Here is a 24,423-nt window from a genome sequence, read left to right as displayed (position 1 = left end):
GTATCTTATCGCTTTGAATATTCTAAATAGTCCAATTCACCGTAGCCGCTGTTACGGCGAATGCTTATTTTGTGGTTCCCGACTTCCAGATCAAATATCAGGTCAAAAGTCTGCCACACATTCCATCCGAGGTTGGGAATATTATAAATTTGCGCTTCAGCTTCTTTGTCGTCAATATAAATTTTGTGTGAAGTATCGTTGAAACCACTCCCCGCAGCTACCCGGATCAGATACTCCCCAGCTGTGTGAATCTCGATCGTTGCATCAATGCCGCTTTCTGCATTGTCTATCGCTCCAACCTTCGCCTGATTAGAAGAGGTTTCTCGCGTGGCCGGATCCGTAGCGACTTTCGCCAAGCCCCGCAATACGGCATTTTCAGCCTCTATCCGAATAGGTAATACGCTAACTTTTGCTGTTACGATATCGCTTTTGACACTGTTCCCGTTAACGTCGAACAAAATAGCGTAAAAAGATAACTCCTGCTCGGGTATATTTTCCGTCACCAGATACGTTAGTGTATACGGCGCGATATTTTTTTCACCGATTTTTTCATCTCCTTTGTAAAACTCAACTTTGCGGAGCTTGGCGCCACCGTAAGCACTCCTTCCTTCGGCTTTTAGTATATAGTTTCCGTTGGCCACCGCAATTGCGTCGGCCTGAAGACTGATCGTCGGCGGTTGTGTACTCGAGGGGATTTCCACATCGTCTTTACAACTCGTCACCATAAATATTAGGCAAAATAGAAATAGGTACGTTAACTTTTTCATGTTCATGATCTTTAAGGTTGTATTTTCAAGTCATCCTGCCACCATGTCAATATCCTGGATTTTGGGTCAAATTGGAGTTATCTATATCGGACTGCGGAATAGGATACCATTCATGCTTGCCCGGCACAAAATTATTGAAGTCTGCATCCCGCTCCTTCAGAACCTCCAAATTGTTGGCCAGTTCACCCCAGCGCACCATATCGAAATAGCGCCACCCTTCACCCGCCAACTCCAACAACCTTTCGTGCTTGATCTGCTGGCGGAAAGCCTCCTGATTTAGCCCCGGCTTAGCCACGGTCAACGAAGGCAAGTTGACACGTGCGCGTACCATATCCACATACGCATAGGCATTTCCGGTCTGCCCTATTTCGTTAAGACATTCGGCATACATTAGCAGAATATCGGCATACCGTATCATCCGGTAATTGTTTGGTGAGCTGAAATTCTCATCATTTCTCCAGTGATCGTTCAACAATTTTCTGAACCATACCCTTTTGTCATTCACGCCATAGCGTTGTTGCCAAGTTTGGCCGTATACCATCGTAAAGGCAGGGCCACGCTCATCGGCATAATCGTAGAGGAAACTCACGGCAGCGCGAGGGTCTCTTTGGTTGTCAACAGTCCTTTCTATTTCAAAACTTTCCACGATCCAACGTCTAGCAGCTCCGTCTGCATATCCCGGACCCGGAGCAGGTGGAGCCAGGAACTTGGCAACTGACGTGCCGGTATTTAAACTGATACCTGGATTGGTATCATCATCGCCGTTTTCCGCAGGATTCTCTTTGTATTGAATTTCATAAACCGATTCCTGGTTGTTCTCATGGTCTTTATCGAAATTATCTGCATAATTGGCCATCAAGCCATAATGAGTTGCGCCCTGTCCGGTCACTAACCATTCCATGACGTCTTTCGCCTCATTGAACCTACCCTGTTGCAAATAGACTTTAGCGAGCAGTCCGTGCGCAGCCCCTTTGGTAACCCGGCCGACATCGGCGGCATCATATGAAACTGGCAAATCGGCCAACGCTTCCGTCAAGTCCGCTTCAATCTGCGCGTACACTTGCGCCGGTGTTGCGTTGGGTGGATAATCCGTAGGTAACAACGGTGCCAGCACCAACGGAGGACGTCCCCAAAATACGACGAGGTTAAAATAATTTAGCGCGCGTAAAAATTTTGCTTCGGCTACGACACGTTTTTTCAGGGTTTCGTCCATACTAATTTGTGGCACATTGGCGATGACTAGATTCGCACGATAGTTTACATGAAAAATAGCATTCCATTGCCCGCTGCCGGTATTGTTGCTGGTGTAGGCAAACGCCATATTATTGTTCAAGCCGATATCGCCGCCCGAACCAAAGCCTTCATCCGATCTTAATAAATACAGAAAGTGCATCCAACGGTTATAATAGTTGTTGCTTCTGTTCAGGCCGCTGTATACCGCATTGATTCCTTTAACGGCATCATCTTCATCCTGCCAGTAAGAATCACCCGTTAGCATATCGGGATTCGGTTCGTCAAAATTTCTCTTACACGAGACAGAGAAAAAAACGATAGCTGTTAATATTAGTGTCCATGTTTTCATCCGAAATAATTTGCTTTTTAATTGCCTCATGAAACCTCCTTTTTCATTGCCTTTGCGTTAGAAGCACTATCGTGGAGGTTTCATCCGTTTATTTTCTTTTATGGTTGATGACGTTATCAGGTTTATTCATCCCCTATGGTTCGAATACATCATGATGGTTTCATTATGCTCTTCATTTTTCGTTCATCCTTAATCACAAGCCTAATGCTATACCAAATGATACAATACGGTTGGGTGGCCAACCTCCAACGTCCACGCCGGGCTCTAGGTTTGCATTAGCACCCACCACATCCGGATCGAGTCCCGAATAATTTGTTATCGTAAGTAAATTCTGACCGCTGACGTACACTTGTAAGGAAGGTATATGCCACTTTTGCAATAGGCGCTGCGGCAAATTATATCCCAGCTGTACATTACTCAACCGCAGGTAGGATCCATTTTCCAGCCATCTGTTGGTATCGCCCCGTACATTGGATTGAATACCCTGGTCAACTCCCCGATCGCCCGGTGTATTGCTGGTGTAAGATACGCCTAGACGGGGAAAATCCGTAGGGTTTTCAGCAGTCCAAGGCATAATTCCTTTCCGGTAGTTGGAATACCCCATGCCGTCAAAGTCACGGCGCATGTCGTTATAGAGCTTCGTGCCATACACACCATAAAGCTGTAAATTTAGTGTGAAGTTTCTGTAATATCCGTTGAACATCAGGCCGGACGTAAATACAGGCCAGGGGGTACCGGCAAATGTCCGGTCTTCAGAGTTGATATCGTTTCCGGTTCCCATATCCTGTAAGTTAATGTACCGGATGTCGCCGGGCTTGGCAATACCAGCCTGCGCCCGATGTTCATCAATTTCAGCTTGGTTCTGAAAGATACCATCGGTTAATATGACATAATATTCACCGATCGAACGTCCCACTTGTGTGCGCGTATTGCCCGATTGAATATAGTTCCGAGCGAGACCGGTTGCGGGGTCAATGCCAAGATTGCCCAATGATAGCACGTTGTTACGGATAAAGCTGATGTTTCCACTAATATCCCATTGGAAACCACTTTCATTCTGAGACTGCGGTCGATAAGTCAATTCGAGTTCCACCCCTTTGTTTTCAATGGAGCCCATATTGGTAAATATATCTCCGCCCAAACTGCCGATATAGCCAGGAATTGGCAGGTAAAGCAGCACATCGGATGTCACCGACCTGAACACATTAAAAGAGACATCCAGCTGCCTGTTGAACAAAGAGGCATCAAAACCCAGGTTCAATGTAGCTTTCTCTTCCCATCGCAGATTGGGATCCACCAGCCTTACCTGTGTAGCGCCTACATGAGCGATCTGCTCATCCGTCCCGAATATCGCTCGTGGAGCCTGATTAATCAAGCCGATATATTGGTAATTTGACAAATTAGCGGCGCCAAGCAGTCCGTACGAACCTCGTAATTTTAATTCAGACACCCAATCGACATCGAAAAACCGCTCATTACTAATCCGCCAGGCTAAAGCCCCTGAAGGGAAAAACCCTGTACGGTAATTTCTAGAGAATCTGGAGTCCTTATCAGACCGGAAAGTAAAGGTAGCTAAGTAACGGTCATCAAAAGTATAGTTGAGCCGTCCTAACCAAGAGTCAATAAAATTCCTGCCCCTGCTACCGGAAGAAGTATTTTCTCCGGTAGCCGAGTTGATCGTGGTGAAATAGATATCTCCAGCTTCAAGCAAATCTGTTTTCCCCGCACCGATGCCTTCCCTACCGATGGTTTGTTGTGTGTAACCTACCACACCGTTCAGCTGATGCTTGTCGAAAGTTTTGTTAAAATTCAGTGTATGCTCAAACAAGTAGCTTAAAAACTGTGAGCGCTCTTCATCTATTCTTGTTGGTGCGTTAATCTGATTCCAATACCATATTCCTCGGCCTCGTAAGTTGGTACTCTTGTCGAAACTGGTCTCTAAACCGGCATTTAAGCGATATGTCAGCCAGTCGGTAATATCTGCCTCTCCGTATACATTTCCCATCAGCTTGACGTAATTATAGGTGGAGTTGGTAATGTAAGCCTGCGCGAGTTGGTTTCTGGAATACGTTCGAGCGTAATCTGAGCCGATACCCCAACCACCAGGGTTGGCATCGCTTACAAAATCAGGACGCTGAATTGGAATAATAGGGAGCATACTGAATGCATCGTAGAAGGGGTTCCCCCCGAAGGCACCCCCAGAAAAGGGCGCACGACCATGCGTCGACGATATCAGGATATTTTCACCTACCCGAAAGCGACCTCTTGAGGTTTCGGTATTGATGCGCAATGCTGCCCGGTCAAATTTCCGCTCAATCACCGTACCTACATCGTTGAAGTAAGCACCGGACATGAAGTACTTAGACCCATTGCCTCCACCGGATAAAGAGACGCTGTAATCTTGGATAGCTCCTGTGCGGAAAAGTTCGTCTGCCCAATCCACATCCGTACCGTCATAATTGGCTACTGCCGCCTGCTGTGTATATCCCGCATTTTCATAAGCTTGCCTGTTCATGGCCACATATTCCGGCCCGCTCATCATATCGTACATTTCTGGCAGATTCACCACGCTATATCTTGCAGAAGCGTTCACCGCCATTGGAGCGCCTATCTTGCCCTTCTTAGTGGTGATAATGATCACGCCGTTGGCGGATCTAGCTCCATAGATAGCAGCTGCTGAAGCGTCTTTCAACACCTGAATACTTTCAATGTCATTTGTATTAATAGTTACATTAGGATCTGAGAGCATCCCGTCTATTACATACAAAGGACTAGCATTGCCATATAAGGTGCTTAAGCCCCTGATGTTGACAACGGCACCCTGACCAGGCCCTCCGGAGTTTCTCACCACCACTCCCGAGGACTGCCCCTGCAGGGCTTCTGGAAGAGATCTTGCGACCTTCGTATCTGTATTTCTCGTGTTCACTAACGTAGCAGCACCCGTCAGATCCTTTTTACGTATGGATTGGTAACCAATGACAACAACTTCGTCCAGTTCACTTTCGTTTACCAAGAGCACCACATCTATGGTAGGCTTGTTCTCCACCACGATTTCCTGCACCTCATATCCTACATATGTAAATATCAGCGTCGCGGCGCCATTGCTCACATTAATGGCATAGCTTCCATCTATTGCTGTTACTGTGCCGGTATTGGTTCCTTTTTCTTGTACAGATACATTACTAATTGGGTTTCCATTAACATCGGTTACTGAACCTGTAATAGGAATTAGCTCCTGTGCCCCTCCAACGTTTAACCTGATGTTGCGTTGTTCGCTTGCCGTAACGGGCGAACCGTTTTCTTTAGAGAAAGACTGTGACACAAAGAGGTACGGAAACAAGACTAACATAATTGCGAAATGCTTCATACAATAGTTCGTTAAGTTTTTAAGCGGCGATGACGCCGTACATTAAGTTCTCTGATAAGTTTCTGATGTTAATTCATCATGCTATTTCATAACAGCGTGGATCTATTTTTCTCATTTGTTTATATGGTTAAGTGTTAATGATAACAGAGGCAATTACAGAAAAATATTTATCTTAAACTTTACTTTTTGATTCAAAAAATATCCATTTTGTCTCGTTCTTATTACGGCTTTCGTTTTTAAAAGGTTTGGTACGTTTTCAGTGTGCTCCTTCGGAACACATCGCAGCGGGAATGCCCACTCCCACGTCCTAGGTTGTTAAAGTCTACCCAAAGGAGCCGATGCCTCCATGTTCTTCAATGGGTGTTTTAAACCTGCTAGGGAGCAAGCCTAGGAGCGGCAAGCAAAGCGCAGCGGATCCCAGCTTGCGAGTAGCAGGTTTAAAAGCGAATTCCCTATCTTTCTTACACCCCCGTCGATAAAGCTCTCTACGCAAGTAGAATTGCTTTGCTTAGTGCAATCAATATAAATACAAACGAAATACGGGAAAATAGGGGGGCGCCTCCCGTTCTGTCGAGATTTGTGATTTAAATCCGCGAGATAATAGAGATAATAGAACTGGTTGAATGAGCTTACCTTTTACAAATCCCCATTTTTCAGCGACTTCACCGCATGGTCAACCGCCCGCGCCGTAAGTGCCATATAAGTCAATGTTGGGTTTTGTGTCGCCGTTGATGTCATACACGCACCATCGGTGACATACACGTTTTTGCAAAGATGTAATTGGTTCCATTTATTCAGTAGCGAAGTCTTCTCATCGTGCCCCATCCGAACGCCTCCCATCTCATGTATATCATTTCCAGGGCGGCGACCATCATCCGACGTCCGGATATTTGTAAAACCGGCAACCTCATACATAGCAGTCATCTGCTCATAATAGTCTTTACGTCTTTGCCAGTCATCTTCAGCATAATCTACAGCGATATGCAAGAGCGGCACGCCCCATTTATCTGTTTTATCCGTATCGAGCCAAACGCGGTTATTTTCTTTCGGAATCGTCTCTGCCATCATGTGGGAATGTATGCGCCAGTTGCTCCATTTGGAATCGTCTAGTAGCGCATTCTTGAGCGCATCGCCGACGCCATTGGTGTCCCGAACCTGCGATCGGCTGGCCCCGAAGGCCGCGGCCCATCCACGTAAAAAGTCTGTTTCCTGATGGTCCACATTGCGGAAGTTGGGGATATATCCTCCTCCGGCAGGGTTTCGCCCGTCCGTCCGGTATTCCAACAGACCATCGTATTCGGCGCTGATACGGGCCGTATAGTTATGGAAAGCGACATATTTCCCTAGTAATCCGTTATCATTTCCCAAGCCGTCCGGAAAACGATCGGATTTGGAATTCAGCAGAATAAGATTCGTATTCAAAGCCGAAGCGTTAACAAAAATCACGTTGGCAAAGAAATCTATTTCCTCCAGCGATTCCGTGTCGATAACCTTCACACCTGTCGCTTTTCCCGTTTCTTGGTCATACAAGATAGAATGTACCACAGAATGCGGCCGAAGCGTTAGGTTTCCGGTTTTTTGCGCCCATGGAATGGTAGACGCATTGCTACTGAAATAACCCCCAAAAGGGCAGCCGCGCTGGCACAACAGACGGTGCTGACATTTTACACGTCCCTGTTGAATATGAATGGGTTGCGGTTCAGAAAGATGTGCACATCGCGCGCTGATGACATGCCGCCCTTTAAAATGTTGATTGACCGATTGACGGAAATAATCTTCCACTGCATTCAGCGGATAACCCGGCAAAAAATCACCGTCTGGAAGCGTATACAACCCATCTTTATTACCTGCGATGCCCACGAAGCGCTCTACATAACTGTACCACGGATCAATATCCTTATACCGGACAGGCCAATCTACCCCAAAGCCATCACGAGCAGGTCCTTCGAAGTCATATTCGCTCCAGCGCTGGGTCTGTCTTGCCCATAAAAGCGATTTCCCACCTACCTGATACCCGCGGATCCAATCGAAATCCTTCTCTTGAACATAGGGATGTTCTTCATCTTTCACGAAGAAATGTTGTGAGTCCTCTCTGTATGCATAACACCTGTTGGCAATAGGGTTTGCTTGCTTATCGGCATATGTCGTCTCCCCGCGGTGTTCGAGTTCGTACGGATAGAGGTTCGTCGTCGGGTAGTCTTTGACATGTGCCACATCACGTCCTCGTTCGAGAACTAGTGTTTGGAGGCCTCGCTCCGTAAACTCTTTTGCTGCCCACCCGCCACTTGCTCCCGAACCAATGACAATCGCATCAAATGTGCGTGTCTTCACACTATCTATATTTAAGTTTGCCATTACGTATTCTCTCTCTAAATTTTCTTTTTAACCATCGCTATAGCCGCGCTTTCGCTTCCAAAAATTTCATATGTTTTCAGTTTGCCCCTTTGGCACGCGTCGCAACTGGAACACTCGCTTCGCTCACGTCCCTAGGTTGCTCATACGTATCCAAGGGGGAGCACCGAAACTAATCCCTGACTGCTATAGGCGATCAGGCCATTTTAAAATAGCCATTATATCGTCCAGGGACAAGCTCGTATTTTTTCAGGTCTGTCATCACATATTTCGAATTCGTATAACCCTGGATGGTTCGACGCTTGGTCATCGCATAAAATCGTTTTACTTCTTCATTTTCTGTTTCCTGTAACGACGCTAAGAAAGCGACGCGCTTATCGACTCCCAACTTCATAAAGTCTTCCCCCGTTTGCTCACGGACATAGGTAGAAAAAGAAGCCAGTCCCGCGGTAAAAGCTTTTTGATCTTCGGGGCTATGGCAGTCATCCACCATCTTCAAAACAAAAAGGTGAAGCAATAATTCTTTACCCCCAGATGTATCAGACGAAGGAATGATCGTTTCTACCAATTCAGCCAGTAAATTCTCCTGTTCCTCATCAATCTCTAGATTCGATAACTCGATCGTAGCTTGGCCCGACTGCCGATAACAGGCGGGGAGCAGAAGCGTTCCCCCAGCGATGAATAACAATCTACGAATTGCGGCTCTTCTATTGATCACGTCTACATTCATGAGTTTTAAAAATCTAATGTTGGATAGCTCCAAAGCGTAAATATAATGATTATGGTTTTGACAATACCTGTTTATTTTCTATTAGTAACTTTTGCAGCGCATCATAGGAAACGTCCTGCACACCTACACCGTTGTCAATCGCCAAAGACGCCGCTAAAGCCGCACTTTGTCCTAATATCATGAACACGGGTTCCATACGGATACTTCCAAAAGCGATATGGGAGCTAGAAACACATACCGGAACAAGCAAGTTTGTACACTCATCTTTTTTAGGCACCAGGGAGCCATAGGCTATTTTATAAGGCCCTTTCTTTGGCTTTACGCCAATATCCCCTTCGTTCTGTACATAACCGTCGGCCTTCACATAGCGCTGTACGTTATGTGAGTCCAGCGCATAAGATCCCATTCCCACGGGATCAGCAATCTCACTTTCGCTAAACGTATCATGTTCTGTCATGACGTGCTGCCCCACCATCCGACGCGCCTCTCTAATGTAAAGCTGATGAGGCCAGTGGCCGTTGTCTGTAAATTCATCTTTTGCTAATCCCCATTGCGCCATTTCTTCCCGCACATCGGACGGCACTTTCACATCGTTAGCCATGAAATACAGCAATCCTTTTTGATAATCTTCATGTTCTTTGATAATCTCTTTACGACGTTCGTAACTCGCTTCAGGATAATCGTAATTCATACCGATAAAATCCGTGCTAAATGGCCCATGGTTGTTGGTATCCGTCTTGCGGTTAGGTATCGGATCAAACTTCCGAAAGGTTTCTCGCCAGCCTGAAGCAAAAACCCGAGCCAATAGCTCGTAGTTATCTGCATTATAATTGCCAGGCTTAGGAAAAGGTATCCGGTTATCGGGATGGTTACTTAGGCACATTCGGAAACAATAGGCTTGCAAACGATGATCGCCTTCTCCGTAAACGCCCGGATCTTCAGCAGAAACTCCATATAATAGCCCGCTCGTGCTATCGCCTGGCACGACATAAGGGCTGATATCATTCTTAAACCAGTGGTCGTGGTGTAATACGCCCGTTTGTACACCATTCCATTTCTCACCATAGACACCGTTTGCCTCGCGTCCCACATGGTAGCTCACACCTGCAGCAGCCATCAAATCGCCCTCATAGGTGGCATCGATAAACATCTTCCCTTTGTAGGTCTTGCCACTGAGCGTGGTAATAGACACGATACGATCTCCTTCTTTCATTACACCGTTCGCTCTGTCCAGCCATTCCTCACGCCAAACCTCCAGCTCATATTCCTTCACATAATCCTCGAATACTTGCTCTGCAACATGTGGTTCGAAAATCCACATCGTGCGAGCATCGCCATCTATCGCGGGGGTACCTTGTCCGGTATTCCCATATTCCGCTTGCTTCTGCCAATGCCACGCCGCGCTATCTTGGTAGTGTTGATATATTCTATGATAGAAATCACGTGCTAACCCTCCGATAACAGATTTATCGCCTGTGTCCGTAAATCCGAGTCCCCCCGACGATAGCCCACCCAAATGTTTGTCCGGCGATACGACAATGACGGATTTTCCAGATTGTTTTGCCTGTACAGCCGACGTAATGGCAGCAGACGTGCCCCCGTAGATAATAACGTCCGCTTGATACTCATTTGAGTGCAATTGGTTACAAGAAACAAGCAACCCTATGATAACCACAGCTAATAGTGTTTTCCTCATGCTTTCTATTTTTATTTTATATTTAGGTTCAAAATTTCCACTATCTTCGGTGCGATAATTTCTTCCCCACCTTTCCTGTTGGGATGTAATCCATCCGGAACGTACTGTCTAAAGATGTCTTCTCCTCTATCTAATATAATTTGCCAGTTGGGGTAATGATCGATCAGCGTTACCTTTTTCTCTTGCGCTGTTTCCCGATACATCGCGTAATAATCATCGAGATGAGGGCGGAAGCTTGCTGACTTACCTATAGGCATATTCATCACCTGCAAAAAGATATCACAGGAATCATTGTAGAGTCTAATCCGGTCAATCATATATACTAAATTCAACTTAGCTAATTCGACAGTTGTTTCATATTTCTGAAAAGCGTCATTCATACCAAACTCAATAAACACCGCATCTGGCTTTTTGGCAATGACACTATCTTCGAAATTTTTTACGCCCCAAACCGACCACATTCCGCCCTTACCAGCAAGCGTATAGCTGACGAGGTTGTCTCCAAACCGGTCTTCTATACGTGCTGAAACCACATCCATCCATGCCTTTCCGCTTCCTCCACTGGACAGACTGGTGCCATACACGACGATATGTTGTGCTTTACCGTTTTTCAATTGTTCTATCAAGCGAGATTGACAAAAAGCAGAAAGAGATAGCAGCAGACTGCAAATTATCCCGATTAGTTTCATCTATTTATTTTTGTTTTAACATCATCTCTATTATTACATATTATCCCACCCATCAGGCTGTTGTGGATACGGATCTCCTGCAATGACCGACTCGATTTGCTTCTGCGGAATTGGTCGTAACACATGGAAATCCTGTATATTATCTTTAGGAAGGGTGTGATTTGTCCATTTTGTAGTGAAGAACCCATGCTTCCGCACGCGCTCAACCAATTTTTGTGTGCGAACAAGGTCGAGCCAGCGTAACTGTTCTCCACAAAGCTCGCGTGTTCTTTCATCCAGGATATAATCAATAGTTATATCGGCGGCCGTAATCATTAGGTCATCCACATATTCTTCTGTCGAGGCAGCTCTTTTGCGAAGTTCGTTAATGTAATAAGCCGCACCATTGCTGGTAGAATTATTACCGAGTTTAAAAGCAGCCTCAGCAGCTATAAGGTATGTTTCGGCCAAACGATATACGATGATTGAACGTTGCGAGTCGAACGAGAGACTCGCACGATTTGGATCTAGAAACTTCTTCATTGTGGGAAACGATGGATCGGTGTAGTTTTCGGGAGTAAGTATATAGTAATTCGCCGCCTCTATTTCCTCTTTGGTCATATTTTTGCCGGGAAGATAACCTGCAAGGTCTCCTTTTGTTCCACTTCTAACGGCAGAATACTTATTATTACCCACATAAAACTCCTGTGTTTTATTCTGAAAATCAACTGGGGCCGTCCACTCGCTTTGGAAAGTAGCATAATAGCGCGAGTCTTTACCTATATCGCCGAAAGCTTCATTATATAGCCAGCTTGTTCCGTGATATCGCGCGTACACGCGTCCATCTTCTATTTGTTGAACATTACCGCTACCATTGAAATTAAAATAACCCCCGACAAAAACATGGCTCAGATGATTGATGTTCGCATCTGCTTGCGGCACACCGTAAATCGGATCATCTGTCATCTGTACATTATAGAGTATCTCCTGGTTATTTTCATTGCCTAGTTTATGGATATCGGCATATCTTGGCATAAGTGTAACCCCTGTTTGGCCGCTATCCTGAATCAGTTCGGTCGCTATTTCGTATGCATTCTGGAAATCGGTAGATTGGGATGCACTACTCCATCCTCGTGTAAGATACACTTTTGCCAACAAATGGCGGGCTAACGCTTGTGTAACACGCCCCGGACTGGTATCTTTTGGCCCGGAAGGCAAATTACCAGGGGTTGTACAATATAACAGGTCTTCGATAACAAAGTCGTATACATCGGCTATCGGGTCACGCTTAGCCTCTTTTACAATTCCATCATTATAGGTACGGTTCAATGTTACATCGCCAAAAAATTGCACCAAACGGAAATAAAGCAACGCCCTAAAGAACCTGGCTTCTGCCAACATGGTTGTTTTTTTAGTTTCGGTAATGCCCGTCATGTCTTCACCAAAGTGTACCAGACCATTGCACGTATTAATCAACGTATACGAAGATCTCCAATAGGAATAAATATAGTCCGAACTAGGTTTGAAGTTTGCAGTATAATTTCCAAAATTATAAATATCGCCCGAAGCACGGCTATAGAATTCATCCGTTCCGGCTACAGTTAACATATGAATAGAACTGATTGGTCCGTAAAAAGCTCTCATTCCGCCATATACACCGTTCAACCCAAGTTCAAACCCCTGTGGTGTATTAAACGACTCGGGTGTCATTTTCGAGTGATTCTCTTCTTCCAGAAAATCAGCGCATCCCGTAACGAAAAGTAACGGAAGGCATACTAATAAACATATTATATTTTTCATGTCTTAATTAGAAAGTTACATTGATACCGAATAACATTTGCCATGAGGGAGGAATTACCGTATTCATCACCCGGTTGGTCTCCGGGTCAAGCCCCTTATATTTGTTTACATATTCGGAGAAGAAGGTAAACGGATTTGTCGCTGTTGCGTATATACGAGCCCGACTTAAACCGACTGAGCTAAGAAGTTTATCGGGCAACGTATAACCCAAAGTCAGTGTCCGTATCTTAAGGTATGACGCATCGAATAACGTAAGTGTTCCCTTATAAGGTATGTTCTGCACCCTATTATTTGGGGCTGGCCAGCGCGCATCTGTTTTTTCCGGCGTCCAATAGTCAACATCCAGGTTGTTGTAATAACCTCCTATCAGCGAATTTTGTCCGCCGCCATAGAGTTCAGACCTCAGTAAACCTCCCTGTCGAAAATTCATAACCACCGTTAAGTCGAAATTCTTATAGGCTAGTGTGTTTGTCCATCCGCCTTCAAAGTTGGCCTGATGACTTCCCAATACTTTCCGGTCATAATCGTTGATGATGCCATCGGGTTCACCATTGGGTCCACTGATGTCGTCCACTTTAATTGTTCCTATTACGGACTCATCACCCGAGGTTTGAAGTCCGAAGCTTTCGGCAAGCGCCCTGTCTTCGGGCGTATCTTGCCAGATACCCAATCCTACATATTCGTAGAAAGATCCCAGCGGATGACCGACAAAGAGGTTGTCAGAAATCAGTTGATCTGCTCCTTCGGTAAGTTGAACGACTTTATTCCCGTTAAAGTAGATATTTAAATCGGTCGTCCACTGGAATTTATTCCTACCGTCGCCATTGAAAACATGCATACGGACATTCGTCTCAAATCCCACATTTTCTGTTTTACCTACATTGTAGGGGATTGCGGTACTGACGCCACTCGTTGCAGGAGGAGTGAAACTCATCATCAAATTGTTGGAGTACTGTTTGTACACTTCCATCGAACCAGTAATCCGATTATCCAAAAAACCAAAATCTATACCCGCATTATAACTGGCTGTACGTTCCCACTTTAGTTCGCTGTTGGAGGCGGCAGTCGGATAATATCCAAGCACCCCCTGTGACCCAAAGATATACCTATTGCTGCTCATATTACCCTGCGTGTCATAGGGAGCCACGTTGGTGTTACCTACTTCCCCATAACTGAGACGCAGTTTCAACTGAGACAATATAGAAGAGGTTCTATCCATAAACTGTTCGTTTCCTATATTCCACGCAAAGGCAGCAGAAGGGAAATAATGCCACTTATTACCTTTAGCCAGACGTGAAGAGCCATCGGCACGGAGTGTCGTCGTCAGATAATAACGTTGGTCATAATCATAATTAAGACGCCCCATGTAAGAAAGCATGCTCCACTTGCTGTAGTTTCCCCCTCCTTTATGGTTTTCAGCCGTACCCGGATTGTAGTAACCTACTTGATTGGTCGGTACATTTTCATAGTTCAGGTCAAAATTCTGTGATTCCCTTTCTCCAGCACTAAACAACGCCGTAACATTAAAATTATGCTTCTCTACTTTTTTATCATACGTCAACAGGTTTTCAATGGTATAGTCTATAAGTGAAGCTGATTCGTTATAGCCATAATTCGATGACTGGCGACGCTTGCTTGTTCCTTGCTGATAGTAGCGTTGCAATGTGGTCTGCGATAACTGGACACCCGCATTAAGCCTGTACTTAAAGCCATGCGTGAGGTCCACATCCAGATAGCCGGTTGTAAAGGTCGATAATCGTTTGCGATCGTCTTGGATAGCTCCCTCACGCAGATCCATTAGCGGGTTGCTCATCAGATCATTCGGATGTACTTTCTCCCGTATTGATCCATCGTCCATCAATGGCGTGAGCAATGGACTCAACCTTAAAGCGTCGCCCATTGGGTTGAGGCTTTCTCCTCTGCTTATATAGTAGGTGTTCAATGTGTTGATCCCTATTTTTAAGTATTTGTTTATGGTATGATCCACAGATAATTTCTGAGTTGTGCGTTCCATCGACTGTAAGTCGTATATACCTGTCGCTTTATAATATCCCAATGATGCGGCATACTGGGTATTTTTAGATCCGCCCGCTATGCCTACCTGGTGATTGGTGATTGTTGGATCCTTGTCATACAACTCCTTCTGCCAGTCGGTATACACGCCATTTTTATAGCCGTCCGTTTCTCCGTCAAGCCCTCCTTCGAATACCCGTTCTAATACCCTGGGGTCGTCGATGCCGGTGTAGCCGTCCGAATTTTTGTACCGATTGTACATGGCCCATTTCCGTAGTTCCATATATTCATCCGCATTCATAAGATCATAAAACCCTAACGGCTTGTTGATTCCAATATATCCGCTATAGGTAACTGTAGCCCTCGCCCCTTCTACTCCGCGCTTGGTCGTCATCAATATAACGCCATTGGCTCCCCGCGAACCATAGATCGCTGTTGACGAAGCATCCTTAAGCACAGTAACCGAAGTGATATCATCTGGTGAAATATTATTCATCATACCTAAATCGTAAGGAATACCGTCCACAACCAAAAGAGGGTCATTGCCAGCAGCGATCGATCGCGTTCCGCGGATACGGATCTCAGGCGTATGTGCCGGGTGTGTTGATCCTCCGCTACGCTGTATGTTCACACCAGATCCTGCCCCTTGCAGGGCCATTGCAATGTTTGCGGCGGGTGTATTGCGGATGGTTTGTTCGTCGATTACGTTGACGGCCCCCGTTAAATCAGATTTCTTCACCGCGCCGTACCCCACCACTACCACTTCATCCAAATCACTGATTTCTTGCTCCAAGGTTATATCAATAACAGATCTACCACGAATACTTTCTTCCTTACGTGCAAAACCTACTGAATAAAACACAAGGGTTGCGTCCGGTTTCGCAATGATATGATAAGAACCATTTTCGGAAGTAGCTACGGTAGAGGCCGTTCCTGTAACCGAGACAGAAACCCCTGTCAACGGGACTCCGTTTACATCGCGAATCACACCTGTTACGATATGCTGTTGAGATTGAGAAACAGAAGTTACCGGGCGGTTATTTAACTGTGTGTTATTACGTGTTGTTATTTTCGTTTCCTTCTCTTTCAAGACGATCGTTTTATCCATAATAACATACGTCAGGGATAATCCCCGAAGACATTCGCGTAATACGGCTTCCAAGGAGGTATTCTTAAAATTTGTGTTGACCTTGCGGGAATCATTCAGTCGCTTCGCCGAATAGAAAACGGTGAGGTCGGTTTGCTTCTTAATTTCCTTAAAAACTTCCTTTAGGGAAATATCCTGCTGTTGGAGGGTGACATAGTGCTGTGCGACACTATTTGCCCCCACCTGCATGGCGAAGAAGATAATGATTGTTAGCGTAAGCTGCATGCGCATAAGCACCTGTCTTTTTAGCACCCAATTCAGGGTGAAAGTAATTTTTTCGTACATTTACAATAATGTTTGGTTCAATTGAATAACTATAGATTTACAAGTTGTCCTGAACATTTTCTGCCTAGCAGATATTGCCGAAAGTGTTGGTCGCACTTTCGGTTTTTTTTGTTCATCTCGTCGCTAAATCATAACATGAGCTTTTTAGGATTTATTGGAGTGTATTTTTAACCTTGTTACGGACAGCAACCGTCCGATCTTTGACTTCAAATGTAACATCGCCTGCTTCTCGCAAAATGTTCAAGACTGTCTGTAGATTACTATTCCGTGAGATACTGCCCGAGAAAACCTCATCAGAAGGTACATAGTCCTTATAATCAATCGCAATATCATACCAGCGTGCTATGCGTTGCAATACTTCTGTTGCAGTCTCGTTGCGGAATACAAATTCGCCGTTCTTCCAGTCTATATAATCGTATACATCCACTTTATTTTTTTCTAGTCCATTCTTCCCATTCTTTCCCTGTTCACCTGGAAGAAGTGTCATCTCCTCACCAAATCGACGTGTTTCGACACGAACTTTACCATCCACCAAGGTGGTCTTCGTTTCCTCCTCATCGTGATAAGCCGAAATATTAAATTCCGTACCTAAAACGGTAATCGTTTGGTTGGCGCTAACGACTTTAAATGGTTTAAAGTGCGCAGCCGAGTTATCGGTTTGTACACGTTTTACATCGAAATAAGCCTCTCCCGCCAATTCGACAACACGCTCTCCTTTAGCGAAATGGGAAGGGTATTTTAGTGTTGACTCGGCATTCAACCAGACCATGGATCCGTCGGCCAGTGTAACTTTATAGGTTCCTCCGCGAGGTGTACTTAGGGTCAACATTTGAGGAGAAGATGATTCCAATGCTAAAACAGTAGAGGTACCATCATTATAGGTGACTTCCTGCCCCTCAATAATAATGCCTTCACGACTTTCGTCCAGGGCTAGTACCCTACCGTCAGCAAGTGTTATTGTTGCTTTATTTCCTCCGGGCATAATATTGATTTCAGAGACAATCGTATCATTCGCTTTCGGCGAGAATACAAACCAGGAAACCCCTACCGTGCCGAATATTAATACGGCAGCAACATAAGGTAGCCAACGATACAAATCTGATTTCTTTTTCGATGCGACATGGTTCTTCAAATTTAATTTGACTTTATCGGTTAGGTGCTCTATTTGCTCGGTTGGGTTAGTTGATTCCACGGCTTTGGAAAATTCTACGCCTAAAAGATGGTCAAATTTATCTGGGATACCATGATCTTTAAAATAGTCGAGCATTTCTGCTACTTCCTCTTCAGAAATAGAACGGTCTATATATTTTCTACATAGTATCTCAATGTCGTATCGGCTTTTTCCCATTATAACATTTCGGTTAACTTTATACATTACACCTGAAATGAAAAAAGCAAGCAATGGAAATAGTCTATTCTTTATAAAACACTATAGATCAGCTAAAAAAAAATTAAAAAAGAAGAAGAATAAGGGCGGTATATAAAAAGCCGGAAAGTTCAGATTGGTTCTTTAATTCACTTTTTAAGAATAGATTCGCATTTCTAATATGGCTGTTCACCGTCGTTACGGATATTTGTAACTGTTCGCTCACTTCTTTATAACTCAAGCCATCCAACTTACATAACATATAAACTTTTTTTTGTTGAGGCGGCAATCGATCTAACAAACTATTAAGCAACTGTTTAACCTCCTTGCTATCTATCCACTCGTCTACGGAATTACTGCTTGACACCTTAAAGTGCAATAAAAACTCTTCCCGAAGACGATTGTCATTCGCGATTTTTCGGAACATATTCTTACTCTTATTCAGTGCACTCCGATACAGGTAAGCAGGAACCGATTTCGAAGCATCCATCTCGTTACGTTTTTCCCATAACATGATAAACACGTCCTGCAATACCTCTTCCGCTAGCTCATAAGAACGTAACAGCCGAACCAGATGAGAAGCAAGTTGATTTTTATACCTGTCATAGATCTCCATGAAAGCGGCTTCGTTATCATTATTCAATAAGATAACCAATGCTTCATCGGTATGATTTTTTAAATTCGTCATATCTCCCCGTCAATATAACAGTATGTGATTATGCCTGTTGATTTATAATATTACCATCTTCTTTTGTATGTATGAAGGTACGAAAATTTACCGTACGTCGTTTACGCTCGTTGGCCCCTTTGCATTAATACGTTCAGCTTGCTTACTTGCCCCTGCCCTTTCCCCTTTTTTCCATTTTCCCGGCAAACGTTTTCCATACACGTCATCTCGGTCAGGGGTTGGACTTTTCGGAACAGAATCACCTGTTTCTTCGACCCATTGGTCTAGGACCCTACCTAAATAATGGAGGGCCTCCTCGTATTTTCTATCGGCGGCTAGATTTTTAAATTGATGTGGATCAGCGCTTAGATCGTATAATTCTTCCCCCTCCCGAGGTACGAGAAAGACATCTTCCTGTTCACGTGCGGTTAACCCCTTGTCATGGGCCTCCCACAACTCTTTCCCCGCCGGAAATTGACGCGTGGATTCTCCAAGCAGATTTTGACGCTCAGGAAAAGCGTTTCTGATGTACACCCAATCTTTGTAACGGACCATTCGTTCATGTGCTTGAAAAACATGCCAGTTATGTTCGGCAAAAGCAAAATCACGATGGTCAAATTTTTCGCGATTCTCCAGAATAGGGCGAAAACTTAGGCCTTGCATGCTATCGCTTATTTCGGCGCCTGCCAGATGTAGTATTGTCGGCGCAATGTCCACTGCGCTTATTAAAGCTTGTGTTGTACCTCGGTCTACGCTCGGACCAAAGACGATAAACGGTGTCTTGATTCCACTGTCGTATAACCGTCCCTTACTTCTAGGAAAAGGACGGCCATTGTCACTCATAAAGATGATATAGGTGTTCTCCAAGATATTCTGCTTCTTCAGCTCCCTGATTAGTTCGCCCAAATAATAGTCTGCTCGGGACACTTCATGATAATATGCCGCCAAATCTTCACGTGTCTTTGGACCATTATATAGCATCGGTGGCATGATGATATCATCAGGGTTGTATAGGGCGCCCTTATCGTTAATTTGCCAATCTCGATGCGCATCATTCGAAGCAAACCAAAAAAAGAAAGGCTTGTCTTTCGGTCTGCTTTGTATAATCTCATTCCAATCCTCTTCTCCCCCTGGTCCCTTGCCTGGTGAAATTGTATCGAACGCATGTTTTGTTTGCGGTCCCATATGGTTCTTGCCAGATAACACGGTATAGTAACCCGCCTTTTTCAATAACTGGGGGAACATCAACTGCCCTTTCGGAAGTGGGTCATGTAGTTCCGGCGCTCCCGTATTGTGAGGATAACGCCCAGTAATAATACTAGCACGACTTGGGCTACAGCTACTGGTCGTCAGATATGCATTTTCAAACTTCACCCCAATGCTGGCTAGGCTGTCGATATTTGGCGTGTTAACATTCGGATCCCCGTAACAACCTACGTCGTTCCATCCGATATCGTCCGTAATAAAAAAGATAAAATTAGGCTTCGCTGTTTGCGCATGCGACTTGTTGCTATAACATAATAACCCGATTGCAATTATGTACAATATTATATTTTTCATCTTTTATATAATTATCGGAAACGTGAAATTCATTTGAAAAAGGAACTTGTTACACAAGGTTTGTGCGCTAAGAACGATGAAATTGGTCAATCGAAGATAAAGAAATTAGCGTACAAAGAGTCGGAATTCGAGGTTTCTTTGTACGCCATATTTACTAGACTTTGTAGTATTGCTCCCAGCCTTTTGCCGGTGGAGGCCCGACTAACAAGGCATTCGCAAATTTATCGTTGGTAATTTCTTTTTTAACAGGGTCAAAATCTATCTTGCTGTTCAGTCGTTGGGTAATGACGCCTAAACAAAACACCTGACTTAATGGTCCTGCTATTTCAAAAGGAGATCTGGTCTTCTCTTCGCCTTTACACGCCTTCAGGAAGTTCGCGAAATGGTTTGAAGGAGATTCGGGGACTTCAGGAAGCTTATTCGCTAAGTCCTTTGCCTTTGATTCCGGAATAATTTGCAGAGTACTTCCATGAGAAGCCCCCTTAAACGTTAAGTCTTTCCCGTAGATAATCTTTCCGGGATTAAGCTTGGCCGGTTCGATTTCACCGGTACTCGGTGGCGGAATGTTAGGATCTAGGCCCGAAACACCATAACCTTCTGGAATTTCAGGTAGGTTATCCAGTCCATCGTACCAAGTAATATCGACAGCAGGCATCCTTTTCCGTTTCGGAAAATGGAATTTAATCGTAGAGGACATCGGGAAAAAGAACGCGTTATGTCCTTCCAAGTAGGTAGCCTCCACTTGTGTTGGCAGACCCAGTTCTAGGAATTCGTGTGCTGTATCTAAGATATGCGCGCCCCAGTCGCCCAATGCGCCCATACCAAAATCATACCAGCAGCGCCATTGACCGTTGATAAAATCCTTGTTATAATCATGCCCCAACGTTTGCATTTGCCATAATTCCCAGTCTAATGTAGTCGGGATCTTTTCCGCCGGCGGAAAGTTTTTCATGTTCGGATCCCAAGTATGCCAGCGGCGTGCGTTATTCATATGTGCATCGATACGCGTTACATCCTTGATGATTCCTGCGTCTTTCCATGCTTTAAATTGGAAATAATTCGCTTCGGAATGACCTTGGTTCCCCATCTGCGTGACGACGTTACTATGTTTTTTCGCTTTTTGCATCATCAGCTCGACTTCCCAGAAGGTCTGTGCCATCGGTTTCTCCACATATACATGTTTCCCTAATTCCAAGGCAGTCATGGTTATTGCAAAATGGGCGAAATCCGGCGTACCGATCGATACCGCGTCGATCTGGTTCCCCATCTTATCGAACATCTCCCTAAAATCTTGAAAGCGGGGAACATCCGGAAACATCTTAATTAATTGCTGTGTCTGTTTAGCCCCCATGTCTACATCACATAGCGCCACAATATTACAAAGCCCCGTTTTGTATAAATCCTTAATAATCTCCCCAGCTCGGTTTCCTACACCTACACAAGCCAGGTTCACACGTTCGTTGGCAGAGGCAAAAGGAATTTTTCCTAAGACGCTGTTCGCCAACAATACACCGCCGCCTGCCATGGCAGCACGACTGATAAAGCTACGGCGCGAAAGGTAATGGTTCATATTTTTCTGTTTAGTTCCAATTATTTAATTTTCTTAATCTTGATATTTCTAAAAGAAACATTATCTCCATGATCCTGTAAGAGAATATGTCCTTGTGCAGCTCCACCGAAATTATCCCAATCCTTGTACTTACTTCTTGCCACCAAATCAAGATATTCTTTTGATCCGCGTTTATACTCTACCATTTTAACCCCGTTTAAATAGTGGGTTACTGTACTATCTTCTGATACTACTACACGTCCACGGTTCCATTCGCCAATCGGTCTACGGGCACGTTTTTCTTTGTTGGAAGTAATTAAATCATACAAAGAAGCTAATGTACGGTTTCCGTCGCGGCCCATCTTCGCGTCAGGATGCTTTTCATCGTCCAAAATCTGATATTCCAATCCGATGGCAGAGCCTTTCGTTTTTTCCTTGAGGGTTACAAAATACTTTACACCGCTATTTGCCCCCGGAGTCATCTTGAATTCAAAAGAAAGGTCAAAAACAGCAAATTGATCGCGTGTGATGATGTCTCCCCCATTAGTGGATTCGCCACCATCCGATTTCAATACAGTGATCTCTCCATTCCCGACTTTCCATCCCTTTTCTGGAAAAGAATCGCCGCGTACGCTTCTCCATTGATCAGCTGTATTGCCGTCGAAAAGCAATTCCACACCGGATTTTTTCTCGGCATCGCTCAAATCATTAGGTTTAAGATTCACGACAAATACATCATCTGGAAAATCCGTAGGTTTTAAGTTTTCTGTTTGTATTCGGATATTTTTAAAATGTACTTTTTTACCGTGTAAGTCATCTGAAATACTATGTACCTGTAAACCAATAAAACCTTTCCTGTCGATGGTGTCGATTACATACGAGACTGGAACACCATTTACCCATGTACGTAGTTCATCGCCGATAGCTTCAATACGATAATGATTGAATTCATCCTGTTTATAGGCAGATCTAGCGGCTTCGTTAAGGTCTAGCGGATAAAGCCATCCGCGACGCGCTTCGTCGTAGATCCCTCCAGACCACGCGCGCGGGGTAGGATCGATTTCTACTTGCCGGCCATATACGCGTCCCTTGCCCTTATTGGCATCGGGGTCATAATGACTGCGGGTTTGGATGCCGGAATTCGTCCGGTCTCCTTCTAGTTTAACATCAACTTCTAAAATAAAGTCGCCGTATTCTTCTTCTGTCACTAAGAACGAATTTGGTGTTCCCTTCGTCATGGTTCCGACGATCGCTCCATCTTCTACCGTATAAGGCGCTTCCCCCCCGAGGGGTTTCCAACCTTTCAGTGTCTTGCCGTCAAAGAGATCTGTCCATTTACCGTCGCTTTGCGCTCCGGTCGGAGACTGACATGCAATAAACCCGATAGCCGCAGCGACTAAAAACTTAGATATTGTATTCATTTTTTAATATTTATTTAAATATGGAAATTCATAACCTATCATTCAATATGCATTATCTTATACCTTCGGGATTTTATAGCCGTTATGGTATTTTGCCAATAGATAGTTATTGGCTTTTCTATCCGTAAATTTACGTTTCGCACGATCCCAATATAGTTTTTCACCTGCCCGGTAAGCTATATTTCCCATCTGGCAAAACACCGCTATATGTGCGCCTACCTGAATAGGTGCATTGACCATGCCGCGGTCTTTCTTTGTTATCGCCTGAACAAAATTTTGCATGTGTACATCCAGACCGTTGTCTTTTGGCTTCTGCAGTGCAACGGCTTCCATCTTTCCTTTCTCAGGGATGACTTCCCACCCGTTTCTATTCAGTATCAGGGTACCATTATTCCCAATGAATGCGACGCCATGATTTCTATCGTATGGGCCTAGGCCGATGCCTATGGCGTGTTCCCACTGTATACTGAAGTCCTTAAATTCATAAACGACATTCATCGTGTCCGGTGTTTCCGAAGCGCCATCCGGATCAGCATATTTGCCGCCCGACGCCATCACAGACACCGGATCTGACACCTTCATACCCAGCAACGCATAATCCAACATATGTACGCCCCAATCGGTCATAAGTCCTCCGGCATAATCCCAGAACCAGCGGAATTCAAAGTGAAACCTGTTGGGGTTAAAAGGACGTGTTTGTGCTGGCCCCAACCAGAGATCATAATGCACGCCTGCCGGAATAGGCGCATCTGGTTTTTTCTCGATAGTCTTTTTCCAATCGACATAAGACCATGCTTTCACCGTCCTGATTTTCCCTAATTTCCCTGAATGCACAAAATCGATGGCATCGCGAAAATGTTGTTGACTACGCTGCCACTGGCCTACCTGTACAATACTAGCGCTATCGCCAACGGCTTTTACCATCACGTCGCATTCTTGTACGGAATTACCAATCGGCTTTTCAAGATATACGTGCTTTCCTGCTTTCACGGCGTCTACAAGCTGCAGACAGTGCCAATGGTCGGGTGTAGCAACGATGACGACATCCACTACATCTTCCGCTAGCATATCTTTATGGGAAACAAATTTCTTGACCTTGATCCCACGTTCAGATAATTCTGCTGCACGTCTCTCTAAAACATTTTCATCCACATCACATAGTGCGGTACACCGTACGTTCGTATTCTTTAATATGGCGTTCAAATTTGCCCACCCCATTCCGTGCGCGCCGATCAATCCTACTCTAATCGTGCTATCGTTGGCGAATGCTGAAGGAAATGGTACCAAGGCAGATGCTGCGAAAACGGATGAAATCTTTATGAAGTCTTTTCTATTCATGTAGTGGTTTATTTTTTCGGATCAAACAAACTCAATATGTTTGTTTCAAGCTTACAACTAACCCAAATGTAAAGAATATCAAACGTACTTCCATTACCCGTAATAATTAATTTAC

General features: G+C 44.6%; 15 protein-coding genes. All 15 read right to left on the bottom strand.

Features of this window, described 5'->3' with window-relative positions; translation table 11 throughout:
• Positions 1-5: 5 nt before the first annotated feature.
• Positions 6-767, bottom strand: coding sequence for a carbohydrate-binding protein (locus C5745_RS03585; RefSeq protein ID WP_133166283.1), 762 nt, complete (start codon positions 765-767; stop codon positions 6-8).
• Positions 768-813: 46 nt separating this feature from the next.
• Positions 814-2,379 (bottom strand): RagB/SusD family nutrient uptake outer membrane protein, encoded by a 1,566-nt coding sequence (locus tag C5745_RS03580; RefSeq protein WP_243403240.1) that lies wholly within the window; start codon positions 2,377-2,379, stop codon positions 814-816.
• Positions 2,380-2,542: 163 nt separating this feature from the next.
• Positions 2,543-5,716: a SusC/RagA family TonB-linked outer membrane protein gene (locus C5745_RS03575; RefSeq protein WP_207795705.1), complete on the bottom strand. Its 3,174-nt coding sequence runs from the start codon at positions 5,714-5,716 to the stop codon at positions 2,543-2,545.
• A 636-nt stretch (positions 5,717-6,352) separates the two neighbouring features.
• Positions 6,353-8,071, bottom strand: coding sequence for a GMC oxidoreductase (locus tag C5745_RS03570; protein WP_105715588.1), 1,719 nt, complete (start codon positions 8,069-8,071; stop codon positions 6,353-6,355).
• A gap of 193 nt (positions 8,072-8,264) precedes the next feature.
• Complete coding sequence (locus tag C5745_RS03565) at positions 8,265-8,798, bottom strand: gluconate 2-dehydrogenase subunit 3 family protein (RefSeq protein ID WP_243403239.1); 534 nt, start codon at positions 8,796-8,798, stop codon at positions 8,265-8,267.
• Between the two features lie 49 nt (positions 8,799-8,847).
• Positions 8,848-10,494 carry an FAD-dependent oxidoreductase gene (locus tag C5745_RS03560; protein ID WP_105715587.1) on the bottom strand — a complete coding sequence of 549 codons (1,647 nt, stop codon included), beginning with the start codon at positions 10,492-10,494 and terminating at the stop codon, positions 8,848-8,850.
• Between the two features lie 11 nt (positions 10,495-10,505).
• Positions 10,506-11,183 (bottom strand): SGNH/GDSL hydrolase family protein, encoded by a 678-nt coding sequence (locus C5745_RS03555; protein WP_105715586.1) that lies wholly within the window; start codon positions 11,181-11,183, stop codon positions 10,506-10,508.
• Positions 11,184-11,216: 33 nt separating this feature from the next.
• Positions 11,217-12,962: a RagB/SusD family nutrient uptake outer membrane protein gene (locus tag C5745_RS03550; protein ID WP_105715585.1), complete on the bottom strand. Its 1,746-nt coding sequence runs from the start codon at positions 12,960-12,962 to the stop codon at positions 11,217-11,219.
• Between the two features lie 7 nt (positions 12,963-12,969).
• Complete coding sequence (locus C5745_RS03545) at positions 12,970-16,407, bottom strand: TonB-dependent receptor (RefSeq protein WP_105715584.1); 3,438 nt, start codon at positions 16,405-16,407, stop codon at positions 12,970-12,972.
• A 151-nt stretch (positions 16,408-16,558) separates the two neighbouring features.
• Positions 16,559-17,755, bottom strand: coding sequence for a FecR family protein (locus tag C5745_RS03540; protein ID WP_165793008.1), 1,197 nt, complete (start codon positions 17,753-17,755; stop codon positions 16,559-16,561).
• Positions 17,756-17,858: 103 nt separating this feature from the next.
• Positions 17,859-18,461, bottom strand: coding sequence for an RNA polymerase sigma factor (locus C5745_RS03535; RefSeq protein WP_105715582.1), 603 nt, complete (start codon positions 18,459-18,461; stop codon positions 17,859-17,861).
• Positions 18,462-18,548: 87 nt separating this feature from the next.
• On the bottom strand, positions 18,549-20,000 hold the full coding sequence (locus C5745_RS03530) for a sulfatase family protein (RefSeq protein WP_105715581.1): 1,452 nt from the start codon (positions 19,998-20,000) through the stop codon (positions 18,549-18,551).
• A 154-nt stretch (positions 20,001-20,154) separates the two neighbouring features.
• Positions 20,155-21,570 (bottom strand): Gfo/Idh/MocA family oxidoreductase, encoded by a 1,416-nt coding sequence (locus tag C5745_RS03525; RefSeq protein ID WP_105715580.1) that lies wholly within the window; start codon positions 21,568-21,570, stop codon positions 20,155-20,157.
• Between the two features lie 20 nt (positions 21,571-21,590).
• Positions 21,591-22,970, bottom strand: a complete 1,380-nt coding sequence (locus C5745_RS03520) for a 3-keto-disaccharide hydrolase (protein ID WP_105715579.1) — start codon at positions 22,968-22,970, stop codon at positions 21,591-21,593.
• A 57-nt stretch (positions 22,971-23,027) separates the two neighbouring features.
• Positions 23,028-24,308 carry a Gfo/Idh/MocA family protein gene (locus C5745_RS03515; RefSeq protein ID WP_105715578.1) on the bottom strand — a complete coding sequence of 427 codons (1,281 nt, stop codon included), beginning with the start codon at positions 24,306-24,308 and terminating at the stop codon, positions 23,028-23,030.
• Positions 24,309-24,423 lie beyond the last annotated feature (115 nt).

The sequence above is a fragment of the Sphingobacterium haloxyli genome, assembly GCF_002980525.1.
Taxonomy (GTDB): domain Bacteria; phylum Bacteroidota; class Bacteroidia; order Sphingobacteriales; family Sphingobacteriaceae; genus Sphingobacterium; species Sphingobacterium haloxyli.
Note: the sequence above shows the minus strand (reverse complement) of the source record. Positions and strands in the feature narration are given on the sequence as shown.

Excerpts from the sequence above, each read along its gene's own strand:
- C5745_RS03570 (WP_105715588.1), bottom strand. The coding sequence starts at position 8,071 with ATGGCAAACTTAAATATAGATAGTGTGAAGACACGCACATTTGATGCG.
- C5745_RS03515 (WP_105715578.1), bottom strand. The coding sequence starts at position 24,308 with ATGAATAGAAAAGACTTCATAAAGATTTCATCCGTTTTCGCAGCATCT.
- C5745_RS03555 (WP_105715586.1), bottom strand. The coding sequence starts at position 11,183 with ATGAAACTAATCGGGATAATTTGCAGTCTGCTGCTATCTCTTTCTGCT.
- C5745_RS03545 (WP_105715584.1), bottom strand. The coding sequence starts at position 16,407 with ATGTACGAAAAAATTACTTTCACCCTGAATTGGGTGCTAAAAAGACAG.
- C5745_RS03540 (WP_165793008.1), bottom strand. The coding sequence starts at position 17,755 with ATGGGAAAAAGCCGATACGACATTGAGATACTATGTAGAAAATATATA.
- C5745_RS03575 (WP_207795705.1), bottom strand. The coding sequence starts at position 5,716 with ATGAAGCATTTCGCAATTATGTTAGTCTTGTTTCCGTACCTCTTTGTG.
- C5745_RS03525 (WP_105715580.1), bottom strand. The coding sequence starts at position 21,570 with ATGAACCATTACCTTTCGCGCCGTAGCTTTATCAGTCGTGCTGCCATG.
- C5745_RS03535 (WP_105715582.1), bottom strand. The coding sequence starts at position 18,461 with ATGACGAATTTAAAAAATCATACCGATGAAGCATTGGTTATCTTATTG.
- C5745_RS03560 (WP_105715587.1), bottom strand. The coding sequence starts at position 10,494 with ATGAGGAAAACACTATTAGCTGTGGTTATCATAGGGTTGCTTGTTTCT.
- C5745_RS03550 (WP_105715585.1), bottom strand. The coding sequence starts at position 12,962 with ATGAAAAATATAATATGTTTATTAGTATGCCTTCCGTTACTTTTCGTT.
- C5745_RS03585 (WP_133166283.1), bottom strand. The coding sequence starts at position 767 with ATGAAAAAGTTAACGTACCTATTTCTATTTTGCCTAATATTTATGGTG.
- C5745_RS03530 (WP_105715581.1), bottom strand. The coding sequence starts at position 20,000 with ATGAAAAATATAATATTGTACATAATTGCAATCGGGTTATTATGTTAT.
- C5745_RS03565 (WP_243403239.1), bottom strand. The coding sequence starts at position 8,798 with ATGAATGTAGACGTGATCAATAGAAGAGCCGCAATTCGTAGATTGTTA.
- C5745_RS03520 (WP_105715579.1), bottom strand. The coding sequence starts at position 22,970 with ATGAATACAATATCTAAGTTTTTAGTCGCTGCGGCTATCGGGTTTATT.
- C5745_RS03580 (WP_243403240.1), bottom strand. The coding sequence starts at position 2,379 with ATGAGGCAATTAAAAAGCAAATTATTTCGGATGAAAACATGGACACTA.